General features: G+C 44.9%; 24 protein-coding genes. 13 read left to right on the top strand and 11 right to left on the bottom strand.

Annotated elements, in window-relative coordinates; translation table 11 throughout:
* The first annotated feature begins 113 nt into the window (after window positions 1-113).
* Window positions 114-947, top strand: coding sequence for a polyphosphate kinase 2 family protein (locus tag BGK61_RS06340; RefSeq protein WP_014999404.1), 834 nt, complete (start codon window positions 114-116; stop codon window positions 945-947).
* 48 nt (window positions 948-995) lie between these two features.
* On the opposite strand, the gene minE is transcribed toward BGK61_RS06340, so the two are convergent.
* From minE to BGK61_RS06365, 5 genes are all read right to left on the bottom strand, one after another.
* Window positions 996-1,256 carry a cell division topological specificity factor MinE gene (gene minE / locus BGK61_RS06345; protein WP_014999405.1) on the bottom strand — a complete coding sequence of 87 codons (261 nt, stop codon included), beginning with the start codon at window positions 1,254-1,256 and terminating at the stop codon, window positions 996-998.
* Entirely contained in the window at window positions 1,256-2,065 is an 810-nt protein-coding gene (gene minD, locus BGK61_RS06350; protein ID WP_014999406.1) for a septum site-determining protein MinD, read from the bottom strand. Before minD ends, minE begins: the two co-directional genes overlap by 1 nt.
* A 30-nt stretch (window positions 2,066-2,095) precedes the next feature.
* Window positions 2,096-2,875, bottom strand: coding sequence for a septum site-determining protein MinC (gene minC, locus BGK61_RS06355; RefSeq protein WP_076026041.1), 780 nt, complete (start codon window positions 2,873-2,875; stop codon window positions 2,096-2,098).
* 362 nt (window positions 2,876-3,237) lie between these two features.
* Window positions 3,238-4,611 (bottom strand): class II fumarate hydratase, encoded by a 1,374-nt coding sequence (locus BGK61_RS06360; RefSeq protein WP_076026032.1) that lies wholly within the window; start codon window positions 4,609-4,611, stop codon window positions 3,238-3,240.
* Between the two features lie 105 nt (window positions 4,612-4,716).
* Window positions 4,717-5,049 carry a hypothetical protein gene (locus BGK61_RS06365; protein ID WP_076012507.1) on the bottom strand — a complete coding sequence of 111 codons (333 nt, stop codon included), beginning with the start codon at window positions 5,047-5,049 and terminating at the stop codon, window positions 4,717-4,719.
* 159 nt (window positions 5,050-5,208) lie between these two features.
* On the opposite strand from BGK61_RS06365, the gene azu reads away from it, so the two are divergent.
* Together azu and BGK61_RS06375 are read left to right on the top strand one after the other, a co-directional pair.
* Window positions 5,209-5,658, top strand: a complete 450-nt coding sequence (gene azu / locus BGK61_RS06370) for an azurin (protein WP_076012506.1) — start codon at window positions 5,209-5,211, stop codon at window positions 5,656-5,658.
* Window positions 5,659-5,735: 77 nt separating this feature from the next.
* The gene (locus BGK61_RS06375; protein WP_083648715.1) at window positions 5,736-6,983 is read left to right on the top strand and encodes a putative manganese transporter; all 1,248 of its coding nucleotides are present in this window, start codon (window positions 5,736-5,738) and stop codon (window positions 6,981-6,983) included.
* Between the two features lie 49 nt (window positions 6,984-7,032).
* Here BGK61_RS06375 and BGK61_RS06380 read toward each other — a convergent pair whose 3' ends face one another.
* Window positions 7,033-7,740 (bottom strand): DUF6776 family protein, encoded by a 708-nt coding sequence (locus BGK61_RS06380; RefSeq protein ID WP_076012509.1) that lies wholly within the window; start codon window positions 7,738-7,740, stop codon window positions 7,033-7,035.
* 106 nt (window positions 7,741-7,846) lie between these two features.
* Here BGK61_RS06380 and BGK61_RS06385 point away from each other — a divergent pair, with 106 nt between their 5' ends.
* The 3 genes from BGK61_RS06385 to BGK61_RS06395 all read left to right on the top strand — a co-directional run bounded on the left by BGK61_RS06385 (window position 7,847) and on the right by BGK61_RS06395 (window position 10,339).
* Window positions 7,847-9,523 carry a chloride channel protein gene (locus tag BGK61_RS06385; RefSeq protein WP_044556839.1) on the top strand — a complete coding sequence of 559 codons (1,677 nt, stop codon included), beginning with the start codon at window positions 7,847-7,849 and terminating at the stop codon, window positions 9,521-9,523.
* Window position 9,524: 1 nt separating this feature from the next.
* Window positions 9,525-9,953, top strand: coding sequence for a CopD family protein (locus BGK61_RS06390; RefSeq protein ID WP_076012505.1), 429 nt, complete (start codon window positions 9,525-9,527; stop codon window positions 9,951-9,953).
* A gap of 194 nt (window positions 9,954-10,147) precedes the next feature.
* A complete protein-coding gene (locus BGK61_RS06395; RefSeq protein WP_014950582.1) occupies window positions 10,148-10,339 on the top strand; it encodes a hypothetical protein in 192 nt (63 codons plus the stop codon).
* Between the two features lie 54 nt (window positions 10,340-10,393).
* Here the strand turns inward: BGK61_RS06395 and BGK61_RS06400 are convergent, their stop codons facing one another.
* Window positions 10,394-11,101 carry a UPF0149 family protein gene (locus BGK61_RS06400; RefSeq protein WP_076012504.1) on the bottom strand — a complete coding sequence of 236 codons (708 nt, stop codon included), beginning with the start codon at window positions 11,099-11,101 and terminating at the stop codon, window positions 10,394-10,396.
* Window positions 11,102-11,352: 251 nt separating this feature from the next.
* Here BGK61_RS06400 and BGK61_RS06405 point away from each other — a divergent pair, with 251 nt between their 5' ends.
* Window positions 11,353-12,549 carry an Nramp family divalent metal transporter gene (locus BGK61_RS06405; protein WP_076012503.1) on the top strand — a complete coding sequence of 399 codons (1,197 nt, stop codon included), beginning with the start codon at window positions 11,353-11,355 and terminating at the stop codon, window positions 12,547-12,549.
* Between the two features lie 205 nt (window positions 12,550-12,754).
* On the opposite strand, the gene BGK61_RS06410 is transcribed toward BGK61_RS06405, so the two are convergent.
* From BGK61_RS06410 to typA, 3 genes are all read right to left on the bottom strand, one after another.
* A complete protein-coding gene (locus BGK61_RS06410; protein ID WP_076012502.1) occupies window positions 12,755-13,930 on the bottom strand; it encodes a MalY/PatB family protein in 1,176 nt (391 codons plus the stop codon).
* A 257-nt stretch (window positions 13,931-14,187) separates the two neighbouring features.
* Entirely contained in the window at window positions 14,188-14,565 is a 378-nt protein-coding gene (locus tag BGK61_RS06415) for a response regulator (RefSeq protein WP_014999418.1), read from the bottom strand.
* 583 nt (window positions 14,566-15,148) lie between these two features.
* Window positions 15,149-16,981, bottom strand: coding sequence for a translational GTPase TypA (typA, locus tag BGK61_RS06420; RefSeq protein ID WP_014999419.1), 1,833 nt, complete (start codon window positions 16,979-16,981; stop codon window positions 15,149-15,151).
* 457 nt (window positions 16,982-17,438) lie between these two features.
* Here typA and glnA point away from each other — a divergent pair, with 457 nt between their 5' ends.
* From glnA to glnG, 4 genes are all read left to right on the top strand, one after another.
* Entirely contained in the window at window positions 17,439-18,848 is a 1,410-nt protein-coding gene (gene glnA / locus BGK61_RS06425) for a glutamate--ammonia ligase (RefSeq protein WP_014999421.1), read from the top strand.
* 239 nt (window positions 18,849-19,087) lie between these two features.
* Window positions 19,088-19,714 carry a hypothetical protein gene (locus tag BGK61_RS06430; RefSeq protein WP_014999422.1) on the top strand — a complete coding sequence of 209 codons (627 nt, stop codon included), beginning with the start codon at window positions 19,088-19,090 and terminating at the stop codon, window positions 19,712-19,714.
* 130 nt (window positions 19,715-19,844) lie between these two features.
* Entirely contained in the window at window positions 19,845-20,930 is a 1,086-nt protein-coding gene (gene glnL / locus BGK61_RS06435; protein WP_014999423.1) for a nitrogen regulation protein NR(II), read from the top strand.
* Window positions 20,920-22,329: a nitrogen regulation protein NR(I) gene (gene glnG / locus BGK61_RS06440; RefSeq protein ID WP_014999424.1), complete on the top strand. Its 1,410-nt coding sequence runs from the start codon at window positions 20,920-20,922 to the stop codon at window positions 22,327-22,329. The genes glnL and glnG overlap by 11 nt, the downstream gene beginning before the upstream one ends.
* Window positions 22,330-22,389: 60 nt before the next feature.
* Here glnG and BGK61_RS06445 read toward each other — a convergent pair whose 3' ends face one another.
* Window positions 22,390-23,529 carry an HD-GYP domain-containing protein gene (locus BGK61_RS06445; protein ID WP_014999425.1) on the bottom strand — a complete coding sequence of 380 codons (1,140 nt, stop codon included), beginning with the start codon at window positions 23,527-23,529 and terminating at the stop codon, window positions 22,390-22,392.
* 205 nt (window positions 23,530-23,734) lie between these two features.
* Between BGK61_RS06445 and BGK61_RS06450 the strand changes: the two genes are divergently transcribed.
* Complete coding sequence (locus tag BGK61_RS06450) at window positions 23,735-24,460, top strand: 1-acylglycerol-3-phosphate O-acyltransferase (protein WP_076012627.1); 726 nt, start codon at window positions 23,735-23,737, stop codon at window positions 24,458-24,460.
* A 32-nt stretch (window positions 24,461-24,492) separates the two neighbouring features.
* Window positions 24,493-24,891 carry a ribonuclease E inhibitor RraB gene (rraB, locus tag BGK61_RS06455; protein WP_076012628.1) on the top strand — a complete coding sequence of 133 codons (399 nt, stop codon included), beginning with the start codon at window positions 24,493-24,495 and terminating at the stop codon, window positions 24,889-24,891.
* Window positions 24,892-24,927: the final 36 nt, after the last annotated feature.

Here is a 24,927-nt window from a genome sequence, read left to right on the forward strand (position 1 = left end):
AAATGACACGTTGAGATAGAAATGTGAAGCAAACTGGTTAACACTGACAAATAGTAAACAGCAGCGTGAACAACGCTTCCAAGTGTCGGCGATACACGAATAAAGGGGCGGATATGAGCAAACCCAATAACACAGAGATACTTTCTTCTAGCCCTGTTCTGTTTGAAGATTTCGGACAGTCTCGCTTTGCTAGTAAAGAAGAGTACAAAGATGCGTTAGTACAACAACAAGAAAAGCTCTTTCACGTGCAGCAATCTTACTTTCATCAGAAAAAGCGTGCACTCATTGTGTTTGAAGGATGGGATGCGTCAGGAAAAGGTGGCGCGATTAGACGTATTACAGAAAAGCTTGATCCTCGTGGCGTAAGCGTATTTCCTGTGGCAAAGCCTGCTAAAGAAGATCAGGAAAAGCATTTTCTCTATCGCTTTTGGCAACAGGTTCCCTCTCCCGGATCTCTTAAAATATTTGACCGCTCACACTACGGAAGAGTGCTTGTAGAAAGAGTAGATAAGTTGGTAGATGAAGAAGTATGGCGACGGGGTTATGACGAAATAAACGCATTTGAAAAAACGCTCAGTGACAGCGGGGTTCGCATTATCAAACTCTTTATGCATATATCGTCAAGCGAGCAGCGCGAGCGATTTGAAGAGCGTCTTCACAACCCCTTCAAGCGCTGGAAGTTAACCGAAGAAGACTTGCATAACCGTAAAATGCGTAAAGCCTATATCGAAGCAACGAATGACATGTTCAAGCATACTCACACCAGCTACGCGCCGTGGCATGTAATAAACGGAGAGTTTAAATGGCAAGCAAGAGTAAATGTACTCGATACCGTAATTGAGAGACTCAGTGAAGGCGTAGATATCTCTCCACCTCCACTGAATGAGCGTTTGATAGCGCTGGCCTCCAAACAACTTGATGTGGATGAAGACCTAATTAGCAAATAGAGCGCGCGTCCATTAGACGCCAACCAAAACTGATTTGGCGAATGCGCGCTAGTTGTTGTTGTCCGGTAACGTTACGTTCAACTCAAGTACACTACAATCGTCATTGTTGTCTAGCTGTACCGATACTTGGTCGTCAGCAATAGTCACATATTTACGGATAACCTGAATGATTTCCTGCTGCATCATGGGCAAGTAATCAGGCTCTGTCCGCTTTTTACGCTCGTGCGCAACAATAATTTGTAACCGCTCTTTGGCTACTGCCGCAGTGCTCGGCTTTTGCTTCTTTTTGAGCAGGTCGAAAATTCCCATTACTTCCCTCCTAGCAGACGCTTAAAGAACCCTTTCTTCTCTGCTTCTAGGAAACGATGTGGAACAGTTTCGCCTAGCAGACGTTTAACAGCGTCTGCATAAGCTTGTCCTGCATTAGCTTCTTCGTCAAGGATAACCGGCTGACCTTGGTTCGACGCTTTAAGTACCGCTTCAGATTCTGGAATAACCCCTAATAGCGGAATAGCTAAGATTTCTTCAACGTCTGCAACGCTTAACATTTCAGCGCTTTCAACACGGGTTGGGTTATAACGGGTTAATAAAAGGTGCTCTTTAACCGGCTCGCCCTTTTCTGCACGCATCGACTTACTTTGAAGAATACCTAAAATACGGTCTGAATCGCGCACTGAAGATACTTCTGGGTTGGTCACTACAATGGCTTCATCTGCGAAATACAGCGCCATCTGAGCCCCCTGCTCTATACCTGCAGGTGAATCACAAATAATGTATTCAAAGTCTTTTTTAAGCTCGTCTAATACTGCCTGTACACCTTCAACGGTAAGGGCATCTTTATCGCGGGTTTGCGATGCAGGAAGAATGAAAAGATTTTCTGTTCTCTTATCTTTGATAAGCGCTTGCTTAAGGGATGCTTCTTTGTTGATAACATTTACGAAATCGTACACAACGCGGCGTTCACAGCCCATGATAAGATCAAGATTTCGCAAACCCACATCGAAATCAATCACGACCGTTTTGTGACCTGCTAGCGCAAGCCCCGTACTTATTGCTGCACTCGATGTAGTTTTGCCTACACCACCTTTTCCTGAGGTTACTACGATAATCTTTGCCATCTATTCTTTCCTATTGGTGCGTACAAAGCATTAAGCCAACGGCTCTATACGTAATGTTTCTTCTTCTAAATATACTTGTGCAGGTTTCTTCCAACATTCACCTTTAACGGTTTCATGCATAATGAATTGCCCTGCAATTGAAATAAGTTCCGCGTCTAACGACTGACAAAATACACGGGCTCCCGTGTTGCCTTTAACTCCGGCCAACGCACGACCGCGCAGTGTGCCGTAAACATGGATGTTGCCATCAGCCAGAAGCTCAGCACCTTCACTAACCGATGCCGTAATCACCAAGTCGCTGCCCTCTGCATAAACTTGCTGACCTGAACGTACAGGTCGATTTATTACTTTGGCAGGCTTAAGAGTGGGTGGTGTTGTGGAAACTGGCTCGCTTTGGGCCGGAGCAGCGGCAGTTTGCTGTTGAGTCTGAGCAGCGGTGTTGCCGTTACTGGTTTCACTGCCGCCGTCGGCGCTCGCTTTTTGCGAACGAAGCGCACTATCTGTGAATTTACTTTGGCTCACATCGGCCAAACCCAAATCATTAATAGTAGGCTTAAGCTCTGCGACTTCGCCTTTCACCGCCATCGGTTGTAATTGCAGTTGACGGCAAAGTGCTACCAGCAGCTCAAATTCAGTGGCAGATAAAGGCTTTATTAAATGCAAAATCAGTGAGGAACGGGTGAAGAACTGCGGCGCGCTCGCAATCTTCTGAGATAACTGAGCTTCAAAGTTATCTGGCTCAAAATCTAATACTTCTAACACAATACTGGTGAGCGTAGTGCCCTTCATGCGAAAGCAAGTTTCTGTCATTTTTTCTTCCCGAAAAGGCGTTACTTTTTCCATAGCCAAAGCCATGATTAAAAGTAAAACCTATTAGCGCTAATGTTTGTTGCTGTCTTACGCAGCTATACAAATAATTTATTGCATCACTGTATCAAAAATCCTGTTCACATACAGCAACTGTTATGCCTGATTAAACACGTTTTGCCCCTACAATACCCAAGAGCGCGCGTAGAATAAGCCAAGAACGTGCCAATGAGCGAACAGTTTTTAAACAAGGGGGAGTTCTGCGAGTTTGCTCCGAAAATCACTTATATTAATTTTCCCCTTTAAACGCAAAAAAGTGCGATTGTCAGACGCACTTTTTACTACTTAAATTCCGCTTTAAACACTTATGGTGTAGTGAGCTTTTTAGGGTCTAGCAACGACTCTAGCTCTGATCGGGAGATATCTGTCATCGCTTCAGCCACATCGATAACAGGCTTATTTTCCTTGTAAGCAGTTTTTGCAATTTCTGCAGCTTTGGCATAGCCAATCACTGGATTGAGTGCTGTAACAAGTACAGGATTTCTGTAAAGCGCAGCCTCTATATTGTCTTGATTAACAGTAAAGCCTTCTATTGCCTGCTCGCCAATAAGCGTTGCACTGTTGGTCATTAGCGACAAACTTGAAAGTAAGTTGGTGGCTATCATGGGCAGCATGACATTGAGCTCAAAGTTACCAGACTGCCCACCAATGGTAATCGCCGTGTCGTTACCCATTACCTGCGCTGAAGCCATTGCCACGGCTTCTGGGATAACCGGGTTTACCTTGCCGGGCATGATAGACGAACCCGGCTGTAATGCAGGCAGCGCGATTTCGCCCAAACCAGCCAAGGGCCCAGAGTTCATCCATCGAAGGTCATTGGCAATCTTCATTAGGGTTACAGCCAAGCTTTTCGTTGCGCCAGAAAGCGTCACTGCGGTATCTTGAGAGCCTATCAGTGCAAAGAAGTTGTCGGCGGGCTTAAACGCAATATCGGTAAGCTCCCCTAACACGTCTGAAAAAGTAACCGCAAAATCAGCATGGGCGTTTACGCCTGTTCCCACTGCAGTACCACCTTGAGCGAGAGTTTGAATTGCTGGCTGCACAGCACGAAGTGTCTTTATCTGCTGTTTAAGCTGAGATGCCCACGCGAGTAAACTCTGATCCATGCCCACCGGCATTGCATCCATTAAATGTGTGCGCCCGGTTTTGCAATATTGCGCTACCGATTTCGCTTTAACTTCAATTATGCGAACAAGATTTTCAACAGCCGGTATGAGCTCATCCGACAACGCGATGGCTGCACTTACATGAATGGTTGTAGGTATTACGTCGTTTGAGCTTTGCCCGTAATTGACATGATCATTCGGGTGAACCTCTTCACTTGAATAACGCGACGCTAATCGTGCAATGACTTCGTTGGCGTTCATATTGGTACTGGTGCCAGAACCTGTCTGAAAAATATCTACCGGAAAGTGCTGCATCACGTCATCAAGAGCCAGTAGTTCATCACACGCTTTAACGATGGCTTGTCCCCGGTCGCCATCAAGCGCTTTTAGTTTCATATTGGCTTGTGCCGCGGCTTTCTTAACTGTAAGCAGTGCACGTATAAATGCTTCAGGCATTCGCTGCCCACTCACAGGAAAATTTTGAATAGCACGTTGAGTTTGCGCGCCATACAGTGCTTTTTCGGGAACCTCTAACTCTCCCATACTGTCGCGTTCTGTGCGTGTTGCTGACATGACTCGTATCCTTGTGTTGATGAAACTTATATATGGCGTATTTATTGCGCACAAGTTGAAGACTTTTTAAGTTCAGAAAAAATCAACTAGCGCTAATAAGATCGCCTATAAAAAATGGGGTACTAACATTTGCATATCTATTTTTATTCTTGCTAGCGCAATTCGATCACTCTCACTCTTTGCGTATCGTTCAGCTTTGAGCAAAGGTTTGTATACGTGATCTAAACAATAATAACGCCACTGCTCACTCACCAATGGGTCACAAATGGTTTCGTAAAGCACTTCAATGGCGTTTCTATAGACAGAAAACCTGTCGTGATCGCTTCGCATAAGGTTTGCTACACACGTTACACCATCAAGGTAGTTAACTAATACGTCGAAGTCTTTTTCGTGGTGACCTAGTCGAACTTGACGAAGTGCATTGCGTATCGATGACATGCGACTCCCTAACGTAGCAAAAATTGAACAACCCAATTAATATAAATGATAATCGTTAGCATTTACAATGATCCAGTGCTATTCTTTTTCGTATAGGAATTTGAGTCTCCCGATTCCACCCGAAAGGTGTAATTAACCAATATTCAAAGGACATTTTTTATGATTAAGAAACTACTAGGTGGCACAGCCCTCTTCTTTCTAGCCTCTAGCGCGTTTGCTAACGAGTGTGAGGTTACAGTGGAGTCGAATGATGCCATGCAGTTCAATACGTCGAATGTCACCATCCCTGCGAGCTGTAGCGAGTTTACGGTTACCCTGAAACACACCGGTCAATTGCCTAAGCAATCTATGGGACATAACTGGGTAATGACTACAAAAGCTGATGGACAAGCCGTCGCAACAGATGGCATGGGTGCGGGCTTAGACAACAACTACCTTAAACCTGACGACGAGCGAGTAATAGGTGCCACAAACATCATTGGCGGCGGCGAGCAGGCCTCTACCACCTTCTCTGTTGAAGGCCTAAACAAAGATGAAGAATACATGTTCTTCTGCTCTTTCCCTGGCCATATAGGCATTATGAAAGGCACAGTTACATTTTCTAGCTAACTTTCCACGATAATAAGGCGCGCTCATTAAAGTGCGCCTTTCTAAATGGATACCGCAAGGTCAAGGGAACGGTTGTAATGGACACGACGTCTCAGGCATCAAAAAGCACAAAAGGGATGTTTCTGCATAGGCACTTAGCCTACTTCTCAGGCAGCCTTTTTCGCAACCTGACTCGCGACGTTTTTTACCCACACCTCACTAATAAACGATTACTCATGCCGCTTTTTATCGCGGTTCTCCTTGCCTACGACAATACTCGCCCTGTTACACTTTCAGTACTCTCAGATGCATATTTTCAAGTGGCCGCATTCGTGTATGCTTCGCTTGCCCTTTATTATCTAGCTACATTGAGGGTTTCAGCAGATGCTATTGGCAATTACATGAGAGCGCATCCTGTTCACGAGGTGGGGTTGTCTGCCCTGCTTGGTGCCTTACCAGGCTGTGGCGGTGCTATTATCGTTGTTACGCAATATACACGGGGTGTAACTAGCTTTGGCGCGGTTGTAGCAGTATTGACCAGCACCATGGGGGATGCGGCATTCCTATTACTCGCTCAAGCGCCGCTCGATGCTTTAACTGTAATGGCCGTTAGCGTGACGGTGGGTGCAGTAACTGGGCTGGTCGTTAACAAATTCCACAATTACCAAGCACCTGAAAATGAAGGCGATGTTTCCACGTCACAAAACTGTGAGAGTGCTCATGTAGTAAGCCGTAGCGCCATATCCATTTCCAAAATATTTTGGATGCTTGTCAGTTTGCCCTCGCTAGCTGTTGCACTTGCGCTAGCATTTCAGCTTCCCGTACACAATTACCTCGGAATTGATGAAAGCAGCTTAACCCTAATTGGTGCCACAGCATGTATTTCGAGCCTAGTGCTTTGGTGGTTGTGTGGTTCGGGAAGCGGGTATGCATCAATAACAAAAGAAGATTTAATTCCGCCTCCGCCTAAGTGGCAGGAAAAGGCCGCGTTAGATACACAATTTGTACTAGCGTGGGTGGTGCTAGCATTTCTGATGTTCGAACTGTCTGTTGTTTGGTTTGGACTGGACATTGTTGGCATGTTTAACGCCATGGGGCCCGGATTGGTTGCCTTAGCAATAATCATTGGCTTCTTGCCTGGATGCGGCCCTCAGATACTGGTAACCACCTTATATTTAAACGGCGCAGTTCCCTTTTCAGCGCAGTTGGGCAATGCAATAAGTAATGACGGCGACGCCTTATTTCCAGCTATCGCTCTGTCTCCCAAAGCTGCTCTTATCGCCACACTATACTCTGCTATTCCAGCGTTTCTTGTAGGCTATGGCTACTGGTATTTATTCGAATAAAGCTTTTAAGCGCCAAGGCATAAAATAGGTTAGCGCTGCCTTTTAAGGATTACTCTATTTCCACAGAAAGCGCCTCTTTCCACGGCACGCTGATCTGATAATTGCCTTTACGGGTTTTGTATTGGTATACCGATGTAGAAAAGACAATAGATTCGACGTCGATATCCTCATCGATAGTAAGCATGACGTTAACTGCCTGGAAAAAGCGAAAGCGATATTTTACGTCTTCTTCGAGCAGGTTAGACTCACCAGATTTCAGCGTAACGCTTTCGCCGTTACGCTGGCCCACTATAGCAATGTCTAAACTGCCATTTATGACTGCCTTTTGCTGCTTAGACTGCAGTAAAACCAGCCTAAGTTGATATGTGTTATCACTTAACTTAAATACCTCAACTCCTTCAATGACAAAACCGTCATCGGTTTTCTCTGGCGCCATGACGCGTTCATAGAAACTCAGAAGCTCCTGCTGCGCCTCAAGCTCTTTTTTCTGTTCGCTCAAGGTACTCGTAATATTCTCAGTTTCGAGTGTGGCCAGTTCCATGGCGACTTCAAGTTGATTCACCCTCGTAGTGAGCGCGTGATTTTCTTCCGACAAAATCGCAATCGTTTCCTGTTGAGCCAGCACTTTTTTACTGTCGCCTTCATCAATTATTCGCGCCAGCTTGTAGCCAAACCCAACCATTGCGAACATGATAAACGCTACTAGCAATGTCCACTTATAGTTGCCTAATACTTCTTTTAATTGGTCTGTCGTCATGATTTCTACATCAACAAAAAACACCCTGCGCTAAGGCGCTCTAAACATTATGAATTTTAGGTGTTTATGGTAAGCTTCTATTTACGTTAATCTACTGTACCACAACATGCGCTTGCAGGCTTTAAGAGAGGAAGTAGCTCATCCACGCACATCCATTCAGTTGTGCATGCTGGGCATTGTCGGGGGAACCTGCGCGGCGCTTTTGATTATACTGTTTCGCCTTTGCGTAGAGTGGCTGCAAGAAACAGGTATTACGTCGCTTCAATCCGTTCTTGCCTATGACTGGTTAGTTTGGCTTATCATGCCATTTATCAGTGTAGGGCTAATTTTATTTATTGCCTTTCTTACAGGCTTTAAGCACTACCGCCTTGGTATTCCCTTTGTTATACACAGAGTAAAATACTATTACGGCCACATTCCATTTAGAACTACAATTAATCAGTTCTTTGGCGGCATGCTAGCGCTTGCTGGCGGATTTGTAGTGGGGAGAGAAGGCCCTTCTGTTCATTTAGGCGCCTCGGGCAGTAGCTTTTTAGGACAGTGGCTTCGCTTACCTTACAACAGCATTCGAATTCTCGCTGGTTGCGGCGTCGCGGCAGGAATATCAGCGTCTTTCAACACACCGTTTGCTGCCGTCATTTTCGTGATGGAAGTGGTACTTAGGGAATATAAAATACACATCTTTGTTCCCGTCATGTTGGCCGCAGCCTGCGGTTCTGTACTCACCCGCATCGTATTTGGGGAGGTCAACGAGCTTTCATTTTTATCGTTTAATGCGTTTAGCCAATGGATGTATTTTTATTTAGTGTTACTCGGCATTCTGTTAGGCATGTTAGCGGTACTATTTAATAACCAACTCATGCGGGTGATGACGTGGTTTAGACCGGTTTCAATGGTGTGGCGTTTAATACTTGCCGCACTTATTACAGGTACTATTGGCATGTTCATTCCTGAGGCCTTAGGTGCAAACTTCATGGACGTCGAACATTTGTTTGATAGTTCCCCCGGCGCTTTGTTGTTAGTGTCTACCTTGGTGTTTAAGGTAATCCTCGCTGTTTTTGCCATTGGACTTGGTATCCCAGGGGGGATAATTGGGCCGGTTATGGTGATTGGTATGCTGGCAGGCGCTGTACTTTTACTGCCGCTGTCGTACTTTATCAATGTGCCTGAATTTACTAATAGCTTTGCTCTGCTGGGCATTGCTGGCATGTTGACCGCCGTATTGCATGCTCCCCTTGCGGCGCTTTCCGCGGTTATGGAGCTATCCTACAGCCCTCAAATAATTCTGCCTGCCATGTTGGTTATTGTGCCTGCTTACGTGACCTCAACGCAGTTTTTTGGCAACCGTTCTATATTTATTCGCCAACTCGACTATCAAAACCTTCCTTACGCCATTTCGTCTATTCGCGAAGCGCTTGAGAAGACTGGGGTACTTGCGGCGATGAATACCGAGTACAAGCTATTTCATGACGCACCAGAGCAAGCAATAACCAATTATTTAGAAAGTGAACCCACAAAAATTGTCATTCAGAAATCACGATTTGAAATAGATGTGCAGTATAAACTGGTCCAATACAATGTGAGTTTGGACCACGATGCAACTGCATTAAACTATTACGAAATGGAAGGTGTAAGCGCACAATCTACGCTTCACGAAGTATACGAACATCTCAAGAATTCGCGCTCTGGCGCAGTTTATATTTATGATCAGGAGCTTAACGATATTATTGGCGTAGTGACGTGGAATATCTTACAAAGCTTCTTACAGAAGGCGCATTATTAATATGTACATTTTATGGTTTAAGGCTCTGCACATCTTTTTTATGCTTGCGTGGATGGCCGGTCTTTTCTATCTACCTCGACTCTTCGTTTATCACGCAACAACGACATCACAAGTGGTTAAAGATGAATTTAAGGTCATGGAGCGCCGTCTATGGTTCTTCGTAACTCCATTCGCCTTATTAACTCTAGCATTCGGCGTTGCGCTTATTGTCAGCTACGGTGGTACATGGTTTAAAATGTCGGGGTGGCTTCATATAAAGTTACTGCTGTTGCTTGCTATTTATGGTTATCACTTCTATTTGTTTAAATTAATGAAGCAATTCGCACGTGACGAAAATAGACATTCTCCGCGCTTTTATCGCTTTTTAAACGAAGCGCCGGTGTTGCTCATTCTTGCTATTGTTTGCCTGGCTGTGGTGAAACCGCTTTAAAGGTAATACAAAACTAAATAGTAAAGAGAAACGTAAGAAGTGTGTCAAAGCCAGTACTCATGGAACCAGTGCTGCTGTGTAATGTGATAAGTAAATTGTAACTTAATGTAGAGCGTGTTGTAGTCATTACACAATACCGCCCATAACGTGTTATTTCTTGGGTTTAATGAATTGTTTATATCGGAATACTAACCATGGATGACAGTAATCAACACCTCAAGCATTTGCTTAAGCAAACAGACATCGCCTTCAAAGCGCTTATGAGAGAGCCTGCATCCAGGCTTTTGAACGAGCAATATGAAAAAGCGAAGCTAGAGCTGGATAGCTACACTGCTTCGCTAAAACACACTTTAAACCAACGCCACCAGCAACAAAGACAACGTTAGTTCACAGTCGCGTAATTCGATTGTGTCTTTACTACAGGCTTAAGAAGTCTCAAGTTACGTAACCTTATTGAAGGTTTCAAACTGATTGGGCAACGCCCCTGCAAGCTCCCCTGATAATTTCGTGTAATCAGCTAGTACCGACGGTAGTTGCTTAACAAGCATCTGAATATTGCTTTCCAGCTGCGCGGCTTGTTTGTCGTTTCTATACGACAACGCTAATTCTATATTGGCGAGCGTTGAGAATAATTTTAAACAGCGGGACAACCTTGCTTCTGCAGGCTCATTTGGCTGATGATGTGAATTATTTTCGCCTGCCTCTTCCTTATCTACTTCGCTTTTTTCTGACTGCTTTTCCCAGTGATTCCAGGCATTTTGCCACACAGGTTCTAACTGTTTATGCACTTGCAATAATCCGTTTAGCCAGCTTTCTAGTTCCTTTAACGGCCTAGCTGCTCCATGAATCTCAGACGTTTCGGTCAATTGACCGGGCAATGGCGATTTATCCTGACGCATGAAATCTAGATGTGCCCGCAGGCCGTTCATCAGTGTATCGGCAAGTTTGTCTACGTCTTTGTCTACAAGGTGACTATCGCTTGATTGAATAAGCCACGGCATCCACTGTTCGGGCATAGGGATTTCTGGCGCTGACGCTACGGCGAAGATCATTCCATCCACTTGATAGGCACTTGGAAGCACATTCTCGAAGCTAGGAAGCGAAACAATACCGCTGATTATGTCTATTGGAAACCCGTCTTTCACCATTGCGTTCCTATTTTAATTTGCGTTCTGTTTTATGAAACGGTAGTCTGCGCGGCCACTTTACAGAGGGTGCGTTTTCTTACCTAATATCTACACAAAATAATGGGATATAAGGCTGAAGAAAAGCGGCTTATCTGTATTGGGTACGCGACAATAGGTTTAAAACCAATCTGTTACTGTATTGGTTTAGCGGTACTGTTGCGTGCTCGCCTACCTATTGTCATGATAGCAAAACTTAACTAAGAGTCGTTGCAATGGCAAAAGATAAATCAGGATATATCATCGCGGCCGCCTTTATTGGCCCTGGAACAGTAACTACAGCAAGTCTGGCAGGTGCAAACTTTGGCTTTCACCTTGTATGGGCTCTGCTTTTCTCAATATTCGCAACCATTATACTGCAAGACATGGCGGCGCGTCTGGGTGTGGCCAGCGGGCAGAGCTTAGCCAGTGCAATGAAAGACATGGCTTACAAGCCATGGCTAAAGAACCTTTTTATCATACTTATCGTCAGTGCTATCGGCGTTGGCAATGCAGCCTATGAATCCGGTAACCTCACCGGTGCTGCTATTGGCCTAGATGCTTTTATTAATATTGGTATAGGTCCCTGGGCCAGCATCCTCGGTGCTATTGCTATTGTACTGCTTTGGTCAGGTAGCTATAAGTGGATAGAAACAGTTTTAGTTTACCTTGTCTTCATTATGGCTGGCGTTTTTCTGATTACACTACTGGTAGCGAAACCTGATATTGCCGCTATGTTTAGCCAGCTCATATCACCTCGGCTAGATGCAGATGCCATCACGACGGTACTGGCGTTAATCGGCACAACCATAGTACCGTACAACCTGTTCCTTCACGCCAGTCTCGTTGCAAAATCATCGGAAGGCCAAGATAAACAAGAAGCGGTCATCGCCTGCCGAAACCAGTCAGCCAAAGCGATAAGTATGGGTGGCCTTATTACGCTTATTGTTATGGCGACTGCTATGATGGCGTTTTTCAATCAAGCAGCCACTATGGATGCTTCAAACATGGGTGAGCAGCTTAAACCGGTTCTAGGTGATAAGGCTCAGTGGTTCTTTGCACTCGGATTATTCGCAGCTGGCTTAACCAGTGCCATTACCGCTCCTTTAGCTGCCGCTTACGCCGTAACGGGGGCACTAGGGTTATCTGACGATATGCAGAGTAAAAGCTTTAAAACCGTATGGTTTATCATCATCGTAGTGGGTGTCAGCGTTGCTGCTCTTGGATTTAAACCCTTACCTGCAATCTTGTTTGCACAAGCGACTAATGCCCTTCTGCTGCCTATCATTGCTATATTTTTGCTTGTAGTTATGAATAAAAGCTCTGCGCTGGGTGAATTTAGAAACACGTGGAAAAGTAACCTGGCAGGATTTCTTGTTGTAGGTACAGTGATTGGATTAGGTTTGTATAAACTAATCGGTGTGTTTAGCTAGCTGCAAAAATGGGGTCAGAGTAATTTTCTCCCTTTGTATGTCATTATAGTGTGCACTCGCAGGTAACAGTGAAATTACGTGACTAACAAAATAACTGCATATAAGAAGGGCCAAAGTAATACTTTGGCCCTTCTTTGTAGAACGCGTGGTTAAAAAAGTACTCTGACCCCAATTTGGGGCTGAAAAAGTACTCTGACCCCAATTTTTAGCTGGCGAGGCGTTGGAGAATGTCTTGGAGCATGGCTTTGCTGCAGCCAAAGTTAATTCTGAAATGATCGGCCTTGTGAAAATCGATGCCTGGCGATGGTCCTACGCCTTTTTCTTCTGCCCACTGCTGTACGTTTTCTACACCCAGTCCACTGGCGTCTACCCACGCAAGAAACGTCGCGTCAGCTTTGAGCATTTTGAGACCGTCAATGCTGTTAATGGTGTTAAATACCATCTCTCTGTTTTCACGCAAGTAGGTAAGCTGTTGCTGGTGCCAATCATCGCATTGAGTGAATGCCGCTTCTGTCGCCGCTAAACCTAATACTGTCACCCAAGGTACTATACCCGCAGCAGCATTGGTAAATGCCTGGCGTAATTGGCGATTAGGGATAATCGCAAAAGACGTACCCAAACCTGCAATGTTGAATGTTTTACTGGCGGCCATTAACGTTACACTGTTTTCAGCGAGATTTGGCTCTCGACCCGCAGGGATGTGCTGTTTGCCTTCTTCTAAAATAAGGTCGCAGTGGATTTCATCAGAGCAAAGCTTAACGTTGTTCGCATTACAGATATCGGCAATGCGATCCAATTCTGCTTTAGTAAGTACCGAGCCTACGGGATTCATCGGGTTACAAAGAATAAACAGCTTACATTTTGGATCGGCGGCTTCTTTTTCTAACGCGTCAAAATCTAGGGTGTAGCGCGCCCCTTCAACTCCTGAAATAGCGTCAGAACTAGTGCCATCGGCATTTTGTACTACCGTACCAATATCTACTCGCTCTAAACCATTGAGCTTGGGTGCAGCTAGCAGCGGAGGATAATTAGGTGTTTGAATAAGTACTTTATCACCGGGTTCACAATAGGCTTTGCACGCTACGTTAAACGCTGGCACAACGCCTGGCGTCCATACTAGCCACTCTGGCTGTATATCCCAGTTATGCTTTTCTTTAAGCCATCTCACCACAGCCTGAATAGCACCTTCGTGATGCGCAGGCAGTATGTAACCCATATTGCCATGCTCAACCTGAGCAGATATGGCGTCTAAAATTGGCTGCGCGCAACGAAACTCAGTATCGGCAACCCACGCAGGAATAATGTCTTTCCCCTTGTACTTTTGCCATTTAAACGAAAAGGTATTTTTTCTAGGAGGGGTATTATCGAATAAAGCGCTCACATTACATCCTGTTGCATAAAAACTTATATCAACAGTGTAGAATTTTAGCGCCTCATTAACTAGGGGCGTACGATGAATTTACCTAGATTTGCTATATCGAAATGTACTTTATTAGAGAAAAATTAACGCCTTAAAATAACAAATGGCTGATTGAACGCTGCGCTCTCTATCGTAACCCAATGAAGCACCAGCCACGTTTTAGCCCATAGACTGTAATCTCAATAGCATCGTGTTAAGCGCGAGACTATTCCGCCGGTCTACTCAGCTTGCGTAATAGCTTCTCTCGACTTTTGAACCAGCTCTTCCATATTAAGAGGCTTAGCCAAAAACCCAGTAACTTGTAGCTTGCGCGCCTCCATCACTAACTCTTTATTCGGGTCAGCAGTGATAAGTAAAAATGGCACATTCAAACCATAAGATTGGCAGGTTTTTAAAAGACTTAAACCATCATAATCTGGCATTACCTGATCGCTAATAATCAAGCTGATAGATTCAGAGGTTTGTTGCAGTAAGAAGTCCCTTGCAAACTTGCTACGAGTAAATGGATATACGGTAGCATCTAACTGCGTTTCCAATGCGTCGGTAATAAGGTCAAGTGTGATCGGATCATCTTCAACAACTGCTACAGAAAACACTACTTTCCCCTTTTTGATAGGTCATTAGCCGTAAATATTACAACGACTTAGCTTACGTGTTAAGGCATCTGCCTACGTTTATACCAATCCGCATAGATAATTGCCCACTCAGAGGGCGCTGGCAAGCTTCATAGCGAAGCGTGGGAATGTAGGAATGGTGTTCCCTTTCAAATTCCCAGAATGAAGCTAGGAAGCTTGCCAGACCTTCCCGAAGGGCGAGTTTAAAATGTCCGTACTCTTTGTTGTGTCACCTTGATGTTAAACCACTATACCTGCGGTAACACGCCGCGATTACGAACATTTTAACCCTCGCTGAGTGGGTAATAATCTATGCGGATTGGTATCTTCAAGAATAGAATCTCTGAGCCTGTTTGACCACTAACCTTTGGTCGATATTTGAACTTTTTTAGTATTTAACGATTGCTGATAGATGAGAGCGACTCTAGCGACAGGATGAGCTTTAGAAATAAATGAGAGTGGCTTAATGGTTGATACCGGTAGAGGAAACTTTAATTTTGTAGCACCAATAAAAAATGCCAGCAGAAGCTGGCATTTTTAAAATCGAATTAAGTCTTAGAAACGATTAAGACTTAGGTGCGCGCGATGCACGCTTACGCTCGTTTTCTGTAAGAAGCTTCTTACGAATACGGATAGACTCAGGCGTAACTTCTACTAGTTCGTCGTCATCGATGAACTCAAGCGCTTGCTCAAGTGACATTCTGATTGGTGGAACTAGTGTTTGCGCTTCGTCAGTACCTGATGCACGAACGTTAGTAAGCTGCTTACCTTTAAGGGCGTTTACAGTAAGGTCGTTGTCACGGCTGTGAATACCGATAACCATACCTTCGTAAACCTCAACACCGTGACCGATAAATAGGCGACCACGCTCTTGAAGGTTAAATAGAGCGTTGGTTAGTGCTTTACCGTTTGCGTTAGCAATAAGAACACCATTCTTACGCTTACCGATGATGCCGCCTTTGTACGGACCATAGTGATCGAACGTGTGGTATAGCAAACCAGAACCCGACGTCATTGTCATGAACTCTGTTTGGAAACCAATTAGACCACGGCTTGGAATAATAAAGTCGATACGTACACGGCCTTTACCATCTGGTGACATGTCAGTCATTTCTGCTTTACGCAGGCCAAGCTGTTCCATGATCGAACCTTGGTGCTGTTCTTCACAGTCAATGGTCAAGGTTTCGTATGGTTCTTGCGTTGCACCGTCAACTTCTTTCAGAATTACTTCTGGACGTGACACAGCAAGCTCGTAACCTTCACGACGCATGTTTTCGATTAGAATACCTAGGTGAAGTTCACCACGGCCAGATACGCGGAACTTGTCCGGATCAGGCATTTCTTCAACGCGAAGTGCAACGTTGTGTACTAGTTCGTCTTTAAGACGCTCTAGAATGTTACGTGACGTTACATACTTACCTTCTTTACCTGCGAACGGCGACGTGTTTACCTGGAACGTCATGGTTACTGTAGGCTCATCAACCGTTAGTGGAGGAAGCGCTTCTACTGTGTTCACGTCACAAATAGTGTCAGAGATCTTAAGTTCGCCAAGACCTGTAATTGCAATGATGTCACCCGCGTGAGCAGATTCAACTTCGTGACGAGCAAGACCAAGGTAGCCATATACCAAGCCAACTTTACCGTTGCGCTTTTTGCCATCAGCAGTAACAACCGTTACTTGCTGGTTAGGCTTCACAGAACCACGCTTAACACGACCTACACCGATTACACCAACATAAGAGTTGTAATCTAGCTGAGAGATCTGCATTTGGAATGCGCCGTCGATATCTGCATCAGGAGGAGAAACCTGATCAACGATAGTTTGGAACAACGCCGTCATATCGTCTTCTTTAGTATCTGCATCTAGTGATGCCCAACCGTTTAGTGCTGAAGCGTAAACAACTTGGAAATCTAGCTGTTCGTCAGTTGCACCTAGGTTGTCGAATAGGTCGAAAACTTGGTCCATAACCCAATCAGGACGCGCGCCAGGCTTGTCGATTTTGTTGATAACAACGATTGGCTTAAGACCTTGAGCAAATGCCTTTTGCGTAACAAAACGCGTTTGTGGCATTGGGCCTTCCTGCGCATCTACAAGTAGAAGTACAGAGTCAGCCATCGACATTACACGCTCTACTTCACCACCGAAGTCAGCGTGTCCTGGAGTATCTACGATGTTGATACGGTAGTCGTTCCAGTTAATCGCTGTGTTCTTAGCTAGGATGGTAATGCCACGTTCTTTCTCGATGTCGTTCGAGTCCATTACGCGCTCTTCTTGCTCGCCTCGAGATTCAAGGGTGCCAGACTGCTGTAACAGTTTGTCTACCAGGGTGGTTTTACCGTGGTCAACGTGGGCGATGATTGCGATGTTACGCAATTTATTAATATCAGTGGTATTCATGCTTATATAGAGCCTGTGTAAATCAACGTCTACTTCAATTCAGTGGAAAGGAGTATGCGTTAGATTTGTTGCAAAAAAATGCAGATAGAAAAATTTGCGCGGATTGTACAGAAAAACCTCGACGTTTGCGCATCTTTTTTTTGATGGATTGGTGTTTTATTGCTTTTCAAACACTTGTTCAACAAATAACCAGTTATATTGCACCGAATTGATCATAATTGGTGGTCATCCGTTACAAAGTAAACTAGGCTCATTGACGTACAAATGAGCATGAAACACCATGATGGTGCATCCATGCACCATCATGGTGCATTTTGATTCAAAAGGAAGTGATGAATGCCTGTCTATGCCGCAGAAATCGGCACACATATAGATGGCATGATAATCGCTTTCACTTTTGCCACTGTTGGAGTGAAGCTGATCATTCCGCATTTTTACATTAAACCTGGAGGACACGATGTCAGTAGAAAAGGCATTAGAGCTGATTAAAGAAAGTGAAGCGAAGTTTGTAGATTTACGTTTTACCGATACAAAAGGTAAAGAACAACACGTATCTATCCCTGCGGGCCTAGTTGATGAAGAGTTTTTCGAAGAAGGTAAAATGTTCGACGGTTCTTCAATCGCTGGCTGGAAAGGTATTAACGAATCAGACATGGTTCTTCTTCCAGATGCTGACAGCTGTGTTGTTGACCCTTTCGCAGAAGAGACACAAGTAAATATTCGTTGTGACATCGTTGAGCCTTCAACAATGGAAGGTTATGAGCGTGACCCACGTTCAGTTGCTCGCCGCGCAGAAGAATTCCTAAAATCAACTGGCATCGGTGACACTGTATTCTTTGGTCCAGAGCCAGAGTTCTTCCTATTCGACGACGTTAAATTCCATACTGACATGGCGGGTTCTTTCTACAAGATCGATTCTTCTGAAGCCAAGTGGAACTCAGGTGAAGAATTTGAAGGCGGTAACATGGCGCACCGTCCTGGCGTTAAAGGCGGTTACTTCCCAGTACCTCCAGTAGATTCTGCACACGATATCCGTGCTGCAATGTGCTTAGTTATGGAAGAAATGGGCCTTGTAATTGAAGCGCACCACCACGAAGTAGCAACTGCTGGCCAAAACGAAATTGCTTGCCAATTCAACACGCTAGTTAAGAAAGCTGACGAAATCCAAATTTACAAGTATGTAGTTCACAACGTTGCACACGCATACGGTCAAACTGCTACCTTTATGCCTAAGCCTCTAGTTGGTGACAACGGTTCTGGTATGCACTGCCACCAGTCTATCTCTAAAGATGGCGTAAACATCTTCGCGGGTGACAAGTACGCGGGTCTTTCTGAAGAAGCACTATACTACATCGGCGGTATCATCAAGCACGCGCGTGCAATTAACGCCTTTGCTAACGCTTCTACTAACTCATACAAGCGTCTAGTTCCAGGATTCGAGGCACCGGTAATGCTTGCATACTCTGCGCGTAACCGTTCTGCATCTATTCGTATTCCTCACGTAACTAGCGATAAAGCACGTCGTATCGAAGTACGTTTCCCTGACCCGACAGCTAACCCATACCTAGCGTTCACCGCTATGCTTATGGCGGGTATCGACGGTATTAAGAACAAGATCCACCCTGGTGATTCAATGGATAAAGACTTGTACGACCTACCGCCAGAAGAAGCTGCTGAAATCCCAACAGTTGCAAGCTCGCTAGAAATGGCGCTTGAAGCTCTAGATAACGACCGTGACTTCCTTAAAGCTGGTGGCGTTATGACTGACGACATGATTGATGCATACATCGATCTTAAGTCTGAAGAAGTAACGAAACTTAACATGACTACTCACCCAGTTGAGTTCGACATGTACTACAGCGTGTAATTTCGCACTGTATAGCAATTTATACTAAAGCCCGCTCTGCGGGCTTTTTTTATGCGTGCGATTTATCTACTATGTTTTTATAGCTATGCTAATGAATACTCTTTCATGCTGTATCAACTCCGCACAGGGCTTTGCCCGCTTGCATCTGCATACAACTAGAAAGGTTATCAATAAGCCAAACATAGCAAACTATATGAATTAGCCAGCTAGCCAAAACCACATTGATTAGGTAACGACACGTGCACTACATGACGCGACACATTTGCTTAATTTCGCTATTACTAAGTAGCGGCAATGGCTTACTACCTGTGCAAGCGGAAATGCTGAGCCAAGAAAGTACCCAGCAAGAAGCACAAGAAAGCGATACTGAACAAAGCGGCAATGCAACAACAGCTACAGCTACCTCTCCAATGACCATATACAAGGTGGTAGGTAAAGACGGCTCTGTTACTTACACCGATAAGCCGCAGCAAAACGCTGAAGCGCTAGCTTTCGATGTCAAAACGCAGAACGTGGTAACTGCGGCAAAAGCTACTCCTCCCCCACCACCGAAGCCTGTGGCGCCGAAACCAAATTACCGCGTAGAAATAAAGTCCCCTGCACCAGAAGCGACGATCCGCAATAATCTCGGTGAACTTACTATTTCTGCGGCACAAACTGGTGCACCTAAGGCACCAATCTATCGGTTAATCTTTGATGACGCCCCATTAGCTAGCAATACTTCGGGTGTTTTTAAGCTGAGCGGTATCCACCGTGGGGCACACACTTATAAAGTTGAACTAACTAACAATACGGGCAAGACTCTTGCATCGTCTCCATTACAAACCCTTTACCTTCATCAGGCATCGGCGTTAATTAATAACTAATAGCGTGCAACCATTGGTATGCAAGCGCACCACAGACGTTCAGTGACCATTTCTTACTGAGTTCTTTATTCGCGCTTGGCATCATTGCAAGCTACAATGCACAATTATGGTGCAAAGGAGACGAGCTCGGATGCATTCCACCGAGTTAGAAACACAACAGCTAATCAATAGCCTGAATACTGCATTGGTTATGGTAGATAACAAACTTACGATTGTTTATGCCAACCATGCTGGTGAAGCTTTGTTTGAAACTGGGTTAAAGCAACTTATCGGACACCCACTTCAAGACTTTTTCTTGCCGGGCACAATAGAAACGACCCGCCTTAAAGCCGCCATCAGAAAAGGTGAAGATTTCACCGAGAACGAAATCAAATTGGCATTTAGAGATAACCGCTACGTTTCTGCTGATTTAACTGTTACCAATTTGCATTTTGAAGATGGCCCAAGGCTTCTGTTTGAAGTTAAAAAAATTGATCAGCAAAAGCGAATTTCTCGAGAAACCTTACAAAATGCACAACATTATGCAGCCCGAGAATTAGTACGCGGTCTGGCTCACGAGATTAAAAATCCGCTTGGTGGTATTCGCGGCGCGGCACAGTTGTTAGAGAAAGAGCTCATTGATGAGCACAAAGAATTCACTAGCATGATCATCGAGCAATCTGATCGGCTACGGAACTTGGTAGATCGCTTACTTGGGCCAAATTCACTGCCTCGGTTTGAAGAAAGCAATGTGCACCAAGCTCTTGAAAAAATCCGCAGCTTAATGCGCTTTGACTCAGATAATCCTATCACCATAATCCGTGATTATGACCCCAGTATTCCACCGCTTATGCTAGATCCCGACATGATTCAGCAAGCGGTACTTAATATTGTGCGAAATAGCGTTCAGGCATTAACAGAAAGCCAAACGCCTAACCCAGAAATCAGGTTAATAACGCGAATTGAACGCCAAATGACAATTCAAACGAAGCGTCATGCGCTGGTAGCAAAAATAAAAATTATAGATAACGGCCCAGGCATTCCTGCTGAAGTTAAAGACACTCTTTTCTACCCCATGGTCACAAGCAAACAAAATGGCTCTGGGCTGGGTTTGTCGATCTCACAAACCCTAATAAACCACCACGGCGGCAAAATTGACGTAGACAGCTACCCTGGTCACACCGAGTTCGTAATTTACATACCAATAGACCGTAAGGAGACAGACGATGACGAATGAGTCAGTGTGGATTGTCGATGATGACAGTTCTATTCGTTGGGTGCTGCAAAAGGCCTTACAAGCGGCTGATATCAGCTGCTTAAGTTTTGAAAACCCTGAAGATTTATTGCTTCAGCTACAAAGCGGCCAAGCCCCTGAAGTCATCATTTCAGATATTAGAATGCCACAAATGGACGGCATGACGTTACTGAACGAAGTGCACGCTTCACACCCCATGCTTCCGGTTATTATTATGACGGCGCATTCGGATTTAGACAGCGCGGTTAACGCATATCAAAAAGGCGCGTTTGAATATCTGCCTAAGCCATTTGATATAGACGAGGCGGTAACGTTAACCCAGCGCGCGCTTGCACATTCCAGAGAGCAATCAACGGTTTCCAAAGCGCAAGTAGAAGACGTGGTAACGGAAATAATTGGTGAAGCCCCTGCCATGCAGGAAGTGTTTCGTGCCATAGGTCGCCTGTCTCGCTCTTCTATCAGCGTGCTTATTAACGGTCAATCGGGTACGGGTAAAGAGCTTGTTGCGCACGCCCTTCATAGGCATAGCCCAAGGGCAAGTAAACCCTTTATTGCGCTGAACATGGCCGCTATTCCCGCCGATCTGGTAGAGTCTGAACTATTCGGACATGAGAAAGGCGCATTTACTGGCGCCCAAGCTGCTCGTCAGGGCCGCTTTGAGCAAGCCGATGGCGGTACACTATTCTTAGACGAAATCGGTGATATGCCGTTAGATGTGCAAACCCGTCTTTTACGCGTGCTAGCCGATGGCCAGTTTTATCGTGTGGGTGGTCACCAGTCAGTAAGTGTGGACGTGCGCATCATTGCCGCAACACACCAAAACTTAGAACAAAGGGTTGCAGAAGGTAAGTTTAGGGAAGATTTGTTTCACCGCTTAAATGTCATCCGCGTACACCTTCCATCGCTCAACGAACGCCGCGAAGACATCCCATTACTGACTCGTCATTTCTTGCGCCGAGCAGCCAAAGAACTTGATGTGGAAGCCAAGAGTATATCGAAAGACGCTGAGCGTGTGATGTCGCAGCTTCCTTGGCCTGGCAACGTTAGACAACTAGAAAACGTGTGCCGCTGGCTAACGGTAATGGCAAGTGGTCAAGAGGTGCTTCCTAGCGACCTACCACCTGAAATTCACAGTGACAACAGTATTGAAAAGCCTACCGCTGAATCAGGCGATTGGCCTGACTTGCTGGCGAGCTGGACTGACAAACAGCTTCGCGACGGCCATCACAACATTCTTAACGACGCTATGCTTACCTTTGAACGCATTATGCTTGAGCGTGCGCTTCAGCACACGCACGGCCATAAACAAGATGCGGCTAAGCGTTTAGGTTGGGGACGGAATACCCTGACAAGAAAATTGAAAGAATTGGGTGTGAGCTAATCTAAACGAATACAGCATAAGCTAGCTTTGGTCTCTCTGCTAGCCTATGCCGCTTAAGGCCTACTGCCCTCTAGTTAGAAGTGCTGTCATTCCTTGATTGAAATACCTTACCCACTTCATACTAAACTGCCCTTTGGCACTGCGGTTTATCTCAATTACTGCTTCTTTTTTGGAAAGCACATTATCTTCATTGTGTGCTCTTGGATGTGTCATTGCATCGTAAGTATCAACAATAGCGAGCAGCTTGGCGCCTTCACAAATGTCGTCTTCCTTGATTCCCAGTGGATAGCCAGTTCCGTCGGTGCGTTCGTGATGCTGCATTACTATTTTGCGCGCCATATCCCACTGATCTAGATGCTCTAATAAGCGAGCACTTTTATACACGTGAGAGCGCATTAAGTTGAATTCAATATCGCTTAACGAATCCCCTTTATGCAAAAGCTTTAACGGCATGAAAGCCATTCCGAAGTCATGTACGTAGCTAGCCACTGCAAGCTGGTCTTCGTCAATAGGGTTTTCAGCCACATCGTTGATGTACATAGCCAGCTTAGCGATGCGGTCGCCACGACCAGACCAATAGTTAGAGCGGCGCTCAATGGTTTGCATCAAGTCGCGGAAAAACAAAATATCTTGCTTCTTTTCACTACTGATATCCTTCGGAATACCCGTAGCCGCTAACGTAGGAGGCTTTATCTGAACGTTTTGCGGGTCGTCTTCATCAGTAACAATGTCTAACGCGGGGTTAAGTAATAGCACCGCCTCGGTGAGGCGCTTCTCATGCTCGGAAGTATTCTCTGGCGTTACGCGGCCAATAGCCAAAACCAACTGATTATGCAGGTTATCGTCATACTCAGCTTTGCCATTTGCCATTACACTTTCAACAAAGGCTTTTACTCTATCCATGGTGAGCAGTACCAAATCACTCATGGTGCTGGTGTATGCCACCTGCCCTTTGCGCAGATAATCTAGCAAGTCTTCTACGTGCTGCAAAAGCGGGATCATGGGTGAGAAATTAACTAAACCCAAGTCGCCTTTTATAGTGTGGATAGAGCGGAACAAAGCACGCTGTAATTCGTTATCTTCCGGACGAAGCTCTAGTTCAATCAAGGTTTGTTCACTTGATTCATAGAGTTCGTTTATTTCCTCCATAAGGTCAGCAAGAATATCTTCTTCTAGGTCGTCTGGAGTAAATGTCTGCATATAATGGTTACCGAGTTAGGTTCGATTGCGCTTTTTATTATTGTAATTGGGTATCGGCAAAATTTCCTCATACTAAAGGTGAGAAACATAGCGACTTTTACAACTTATTTTCCAACTATACCGTTTAGCCTGTAAAAACTCATCGGACAAGTGTACGCTGAAACTTCATCTATACTGCGCGCGTCAATTGTATCTAGGAGTTGTTTTGATCGCTTTATTCCGCATTCCCGCACTTTTCATCGCTTTTCTACTCATCAACATTGTTTTGCTGATTGTTTGTATCGTACGGCCTTTTCACAAAGATAATGTGCATATTGCGGGTAGTATGTATTCGATGATGGCTAGGATCGTAGGTCTTAAAATTATTATAAAAAAAGATCCTGCGGTAAAAATAAACGAACCCTACGTTTTCATTGCCAATCACCAAAATAGTTTCGACGTGATCACCATCTGCAAAGCCGCACTGCCAGGTGTGGTGACTATTGGTAAAAAAAGTTTGAAGTGGATCCCCATTTTCGGCCAGATCTATTGGCTGTCGGGGAATATCATGATTGATAGAAAAAATTCAGGCAAAGCTCGTAATACATTGGATATTGCAGCGAAACGAATTGCGAAAAAGAAAACCTCGGTCTGGCTGTTTCCAGAAGGCACCCGAAGCTATGGCAGAGGCATATTGCCTTTCAAGCAAGGTGCGTTTCGTTTAGCTAAAACCACCAACGAGCCTGTCGTCATGGTAACCGCCAGCAATTTGCATGAGAAAGTAAAGTGGAACCGTTGGAATAACGGCATCGTGCTTATTGATATTGCTGCTCCTCAAGCGCTCAGTGAAGACAAATCAATTAAAGAATGGATGGTTCATTTTAACGACGAAATGAAACAAAAATTTGATGCGCTTAATAGACAGGTCGATGAACTGGAAAAAAGCAGGTAAACTTGCGTCAAAATTGCTAATGAGTGTTTATTATGACCCAGTTCGATGAAAGAGAAGAATGGTACGAGTTTAACCAAGAAACTATTGATGCCCTTCTAGAAGATGGCAGCCAAGCCGATGCCGACTATACCATTGAGCACCACTTCGCCAGCACTGACTTTGACGTGCTGGAAAAGGCGGCGGTGGATGCGTTTAAAGCGGGTTTTGAAGTCACTGACGCAGAAGAGCTAATGCTTGATGATGGCGAAACCATTTTCTGCTTCGACGCTATTGCAGAACGAAAGCTAGATATCGAAAAGCTTAACGCTGATTCTGACACTCTGCTAAAAATTGCCGACAAGCACGATGTTACCTACGATGGTTGGGGGACTTACTTCGAATCTCGTGAAGAAGGTGAATACGAAGAAGAAGATCACTATTTCGACGACTGATCGCTAAGACTCCCTCACCTATTTAACTGAGCAGGC

Source organism: Alteromonas abrolhosensis (assembly GCF_001953635.1).
In the GTDB taxonomy this organism is placed as follows: Bacteria; Pseudomonadota; Gammaproteobacteria; order Enterobacterales; family Alteromonadaceae; genus Alteromonas; species Alteromonas abrolhosensis.

Excerpts from the sequence above, each read along its gene's own strand:
- glnA (WP_014999421.1), top strand. The coding sequence starts at position 17,439 with ATGTCAGTAGAAAAGGCATTAGAGCTGATTAAAGAAAGTGAAGCGAAG.
- BGK61_RS06405 (WP_076012503.1), top strand. The coding sequence starts at position 11,353 with ATGGCAAAAGATAAATCAGGATATATCATCGCGGCCGCCTTTATTGGC.
- rraB (WP_076012628.1), top strand. The coding sequence starts at position 24,493 with ATGACCCAGTTCGATGAAAGAGAAGAATGGTACGAGTTTAACCAAGAA.
- glnL (WP_014999423.1), top strand. The coding sequence starts at position 19,845 with ATGCATTCCACCGAGTTAGAAACACAACAGCTAATCAATAGCCTGAAT.
- BGK61_RS06395 (WP_014950582.1), top strand. The coding sequence starts at position 10,148 with ATGGATGACAGTAATCAACACCTCAAGCATTTGCTTAAGCAAACAGAC.
- BGK61_RS06400 (WP_076012504.1), bottom strand. The coding sequence starts at position 11,101 with ATGGTGAAAGACGGGTTTCCAATAGACATAATCAGCGGTATTGTTTCG.
- typA (WP_014999419.1), bottom strand. The coding sequence starts at position 16,981 with ATGAATACCACTGATATTAATAAATTGCGTAACATCGCAATCATCGCC.
- minC (WP_076026041.1), bottom strand. The coding sequence starts at position 2,875 with ATGACAGAAACTTGCTTTCGCATGAAGGGCACTACGCTCACCAGTATT.
- azu (WP_076012506.1), top strand. The coding sequence starts at position 5,209 with ATGATTAAGAAACTACTAGGTGGCACAGCCCTCTTCTTTCTAGCCTCT.
- BGK61_RS06380 (WP_076012509.1), bottom strand. The coding sequence starts at position 7,740 with ATGACGACAGACCAATTAAAAGAAGTATTAGGCAACTATAAGTGGACA.
- BGK61_RS06360 (WP_076026032.1), bottom strand. The coding sequence starts at position 4,611 with ATGTCAGCAACACGCACAGAACGCGACAGTATGGGAGAGTTAGAGGTT.
- BGK61_RS06385 (WP_044556839.1), top strand. The coding sequence starts at position 7,847 with ATGCGCTTGCAGGCTTTAAGAGAGGAAGTAGCTCATCCACGCACATCC.
- BGK61_RS06365 (WP_076012507.1), bottom strand. The coding sequence starts at position 5,049 with ATGTCATCGATACGCAATGCACTTCGTCAAGTTCGACTAGGTCACCAC.
- BGK61_RS06375 (WP_083648715.1), top strand. The coding sequence starts at position 5,736 with ATGGACACGACGTCTCAGGCATCAAAAAGCACAAAAGGGATGTTTCTG.
- minD (WP_014999406.1), bottom strand. The coding sequence starts at position 2,065 with ATGGCAAAGATTATCGTAGTAACCTCAGGAAAAGGTGGTGTAGGCAAA.
- BGK61_RS06390 (WP_076012505.1), top strand. The coding sequence starts at position 9,525 with ATGTACATTTTATGGTTTAAGGCTCTGCACATCTTTTTTATGCTTGCG.
- BGK61_RS06340 (WP_014999404.1), top strand. The coding sequence starts at position 114 with ATGAGCAAACCCAATAACACAGAGATACTTTCTTCTAGCCCTGTTCTG.
- glnG (WP_014999424.1), top strand. The coding sequence starts at position 20,920 with ATGACGAATGAGTCAGTGTGGATTGTCGATGATGACAGTTCTATTCGT.
- minE (WP_014999405.1), bottom strand. The coding sequence starts at position 1,256 with ATGGGAATTTTCGACCTGCTCAAAAAGAAGCAAAAGCCGAGCACTGCG.
- BGK61_RS06445 (WP_014999425.1), bottom strand. The coding sequence starts at position 23,529 with ATGCAGACATTTACTCCAGACGACCTAGAAGAAGATATTCTTGCTGAC.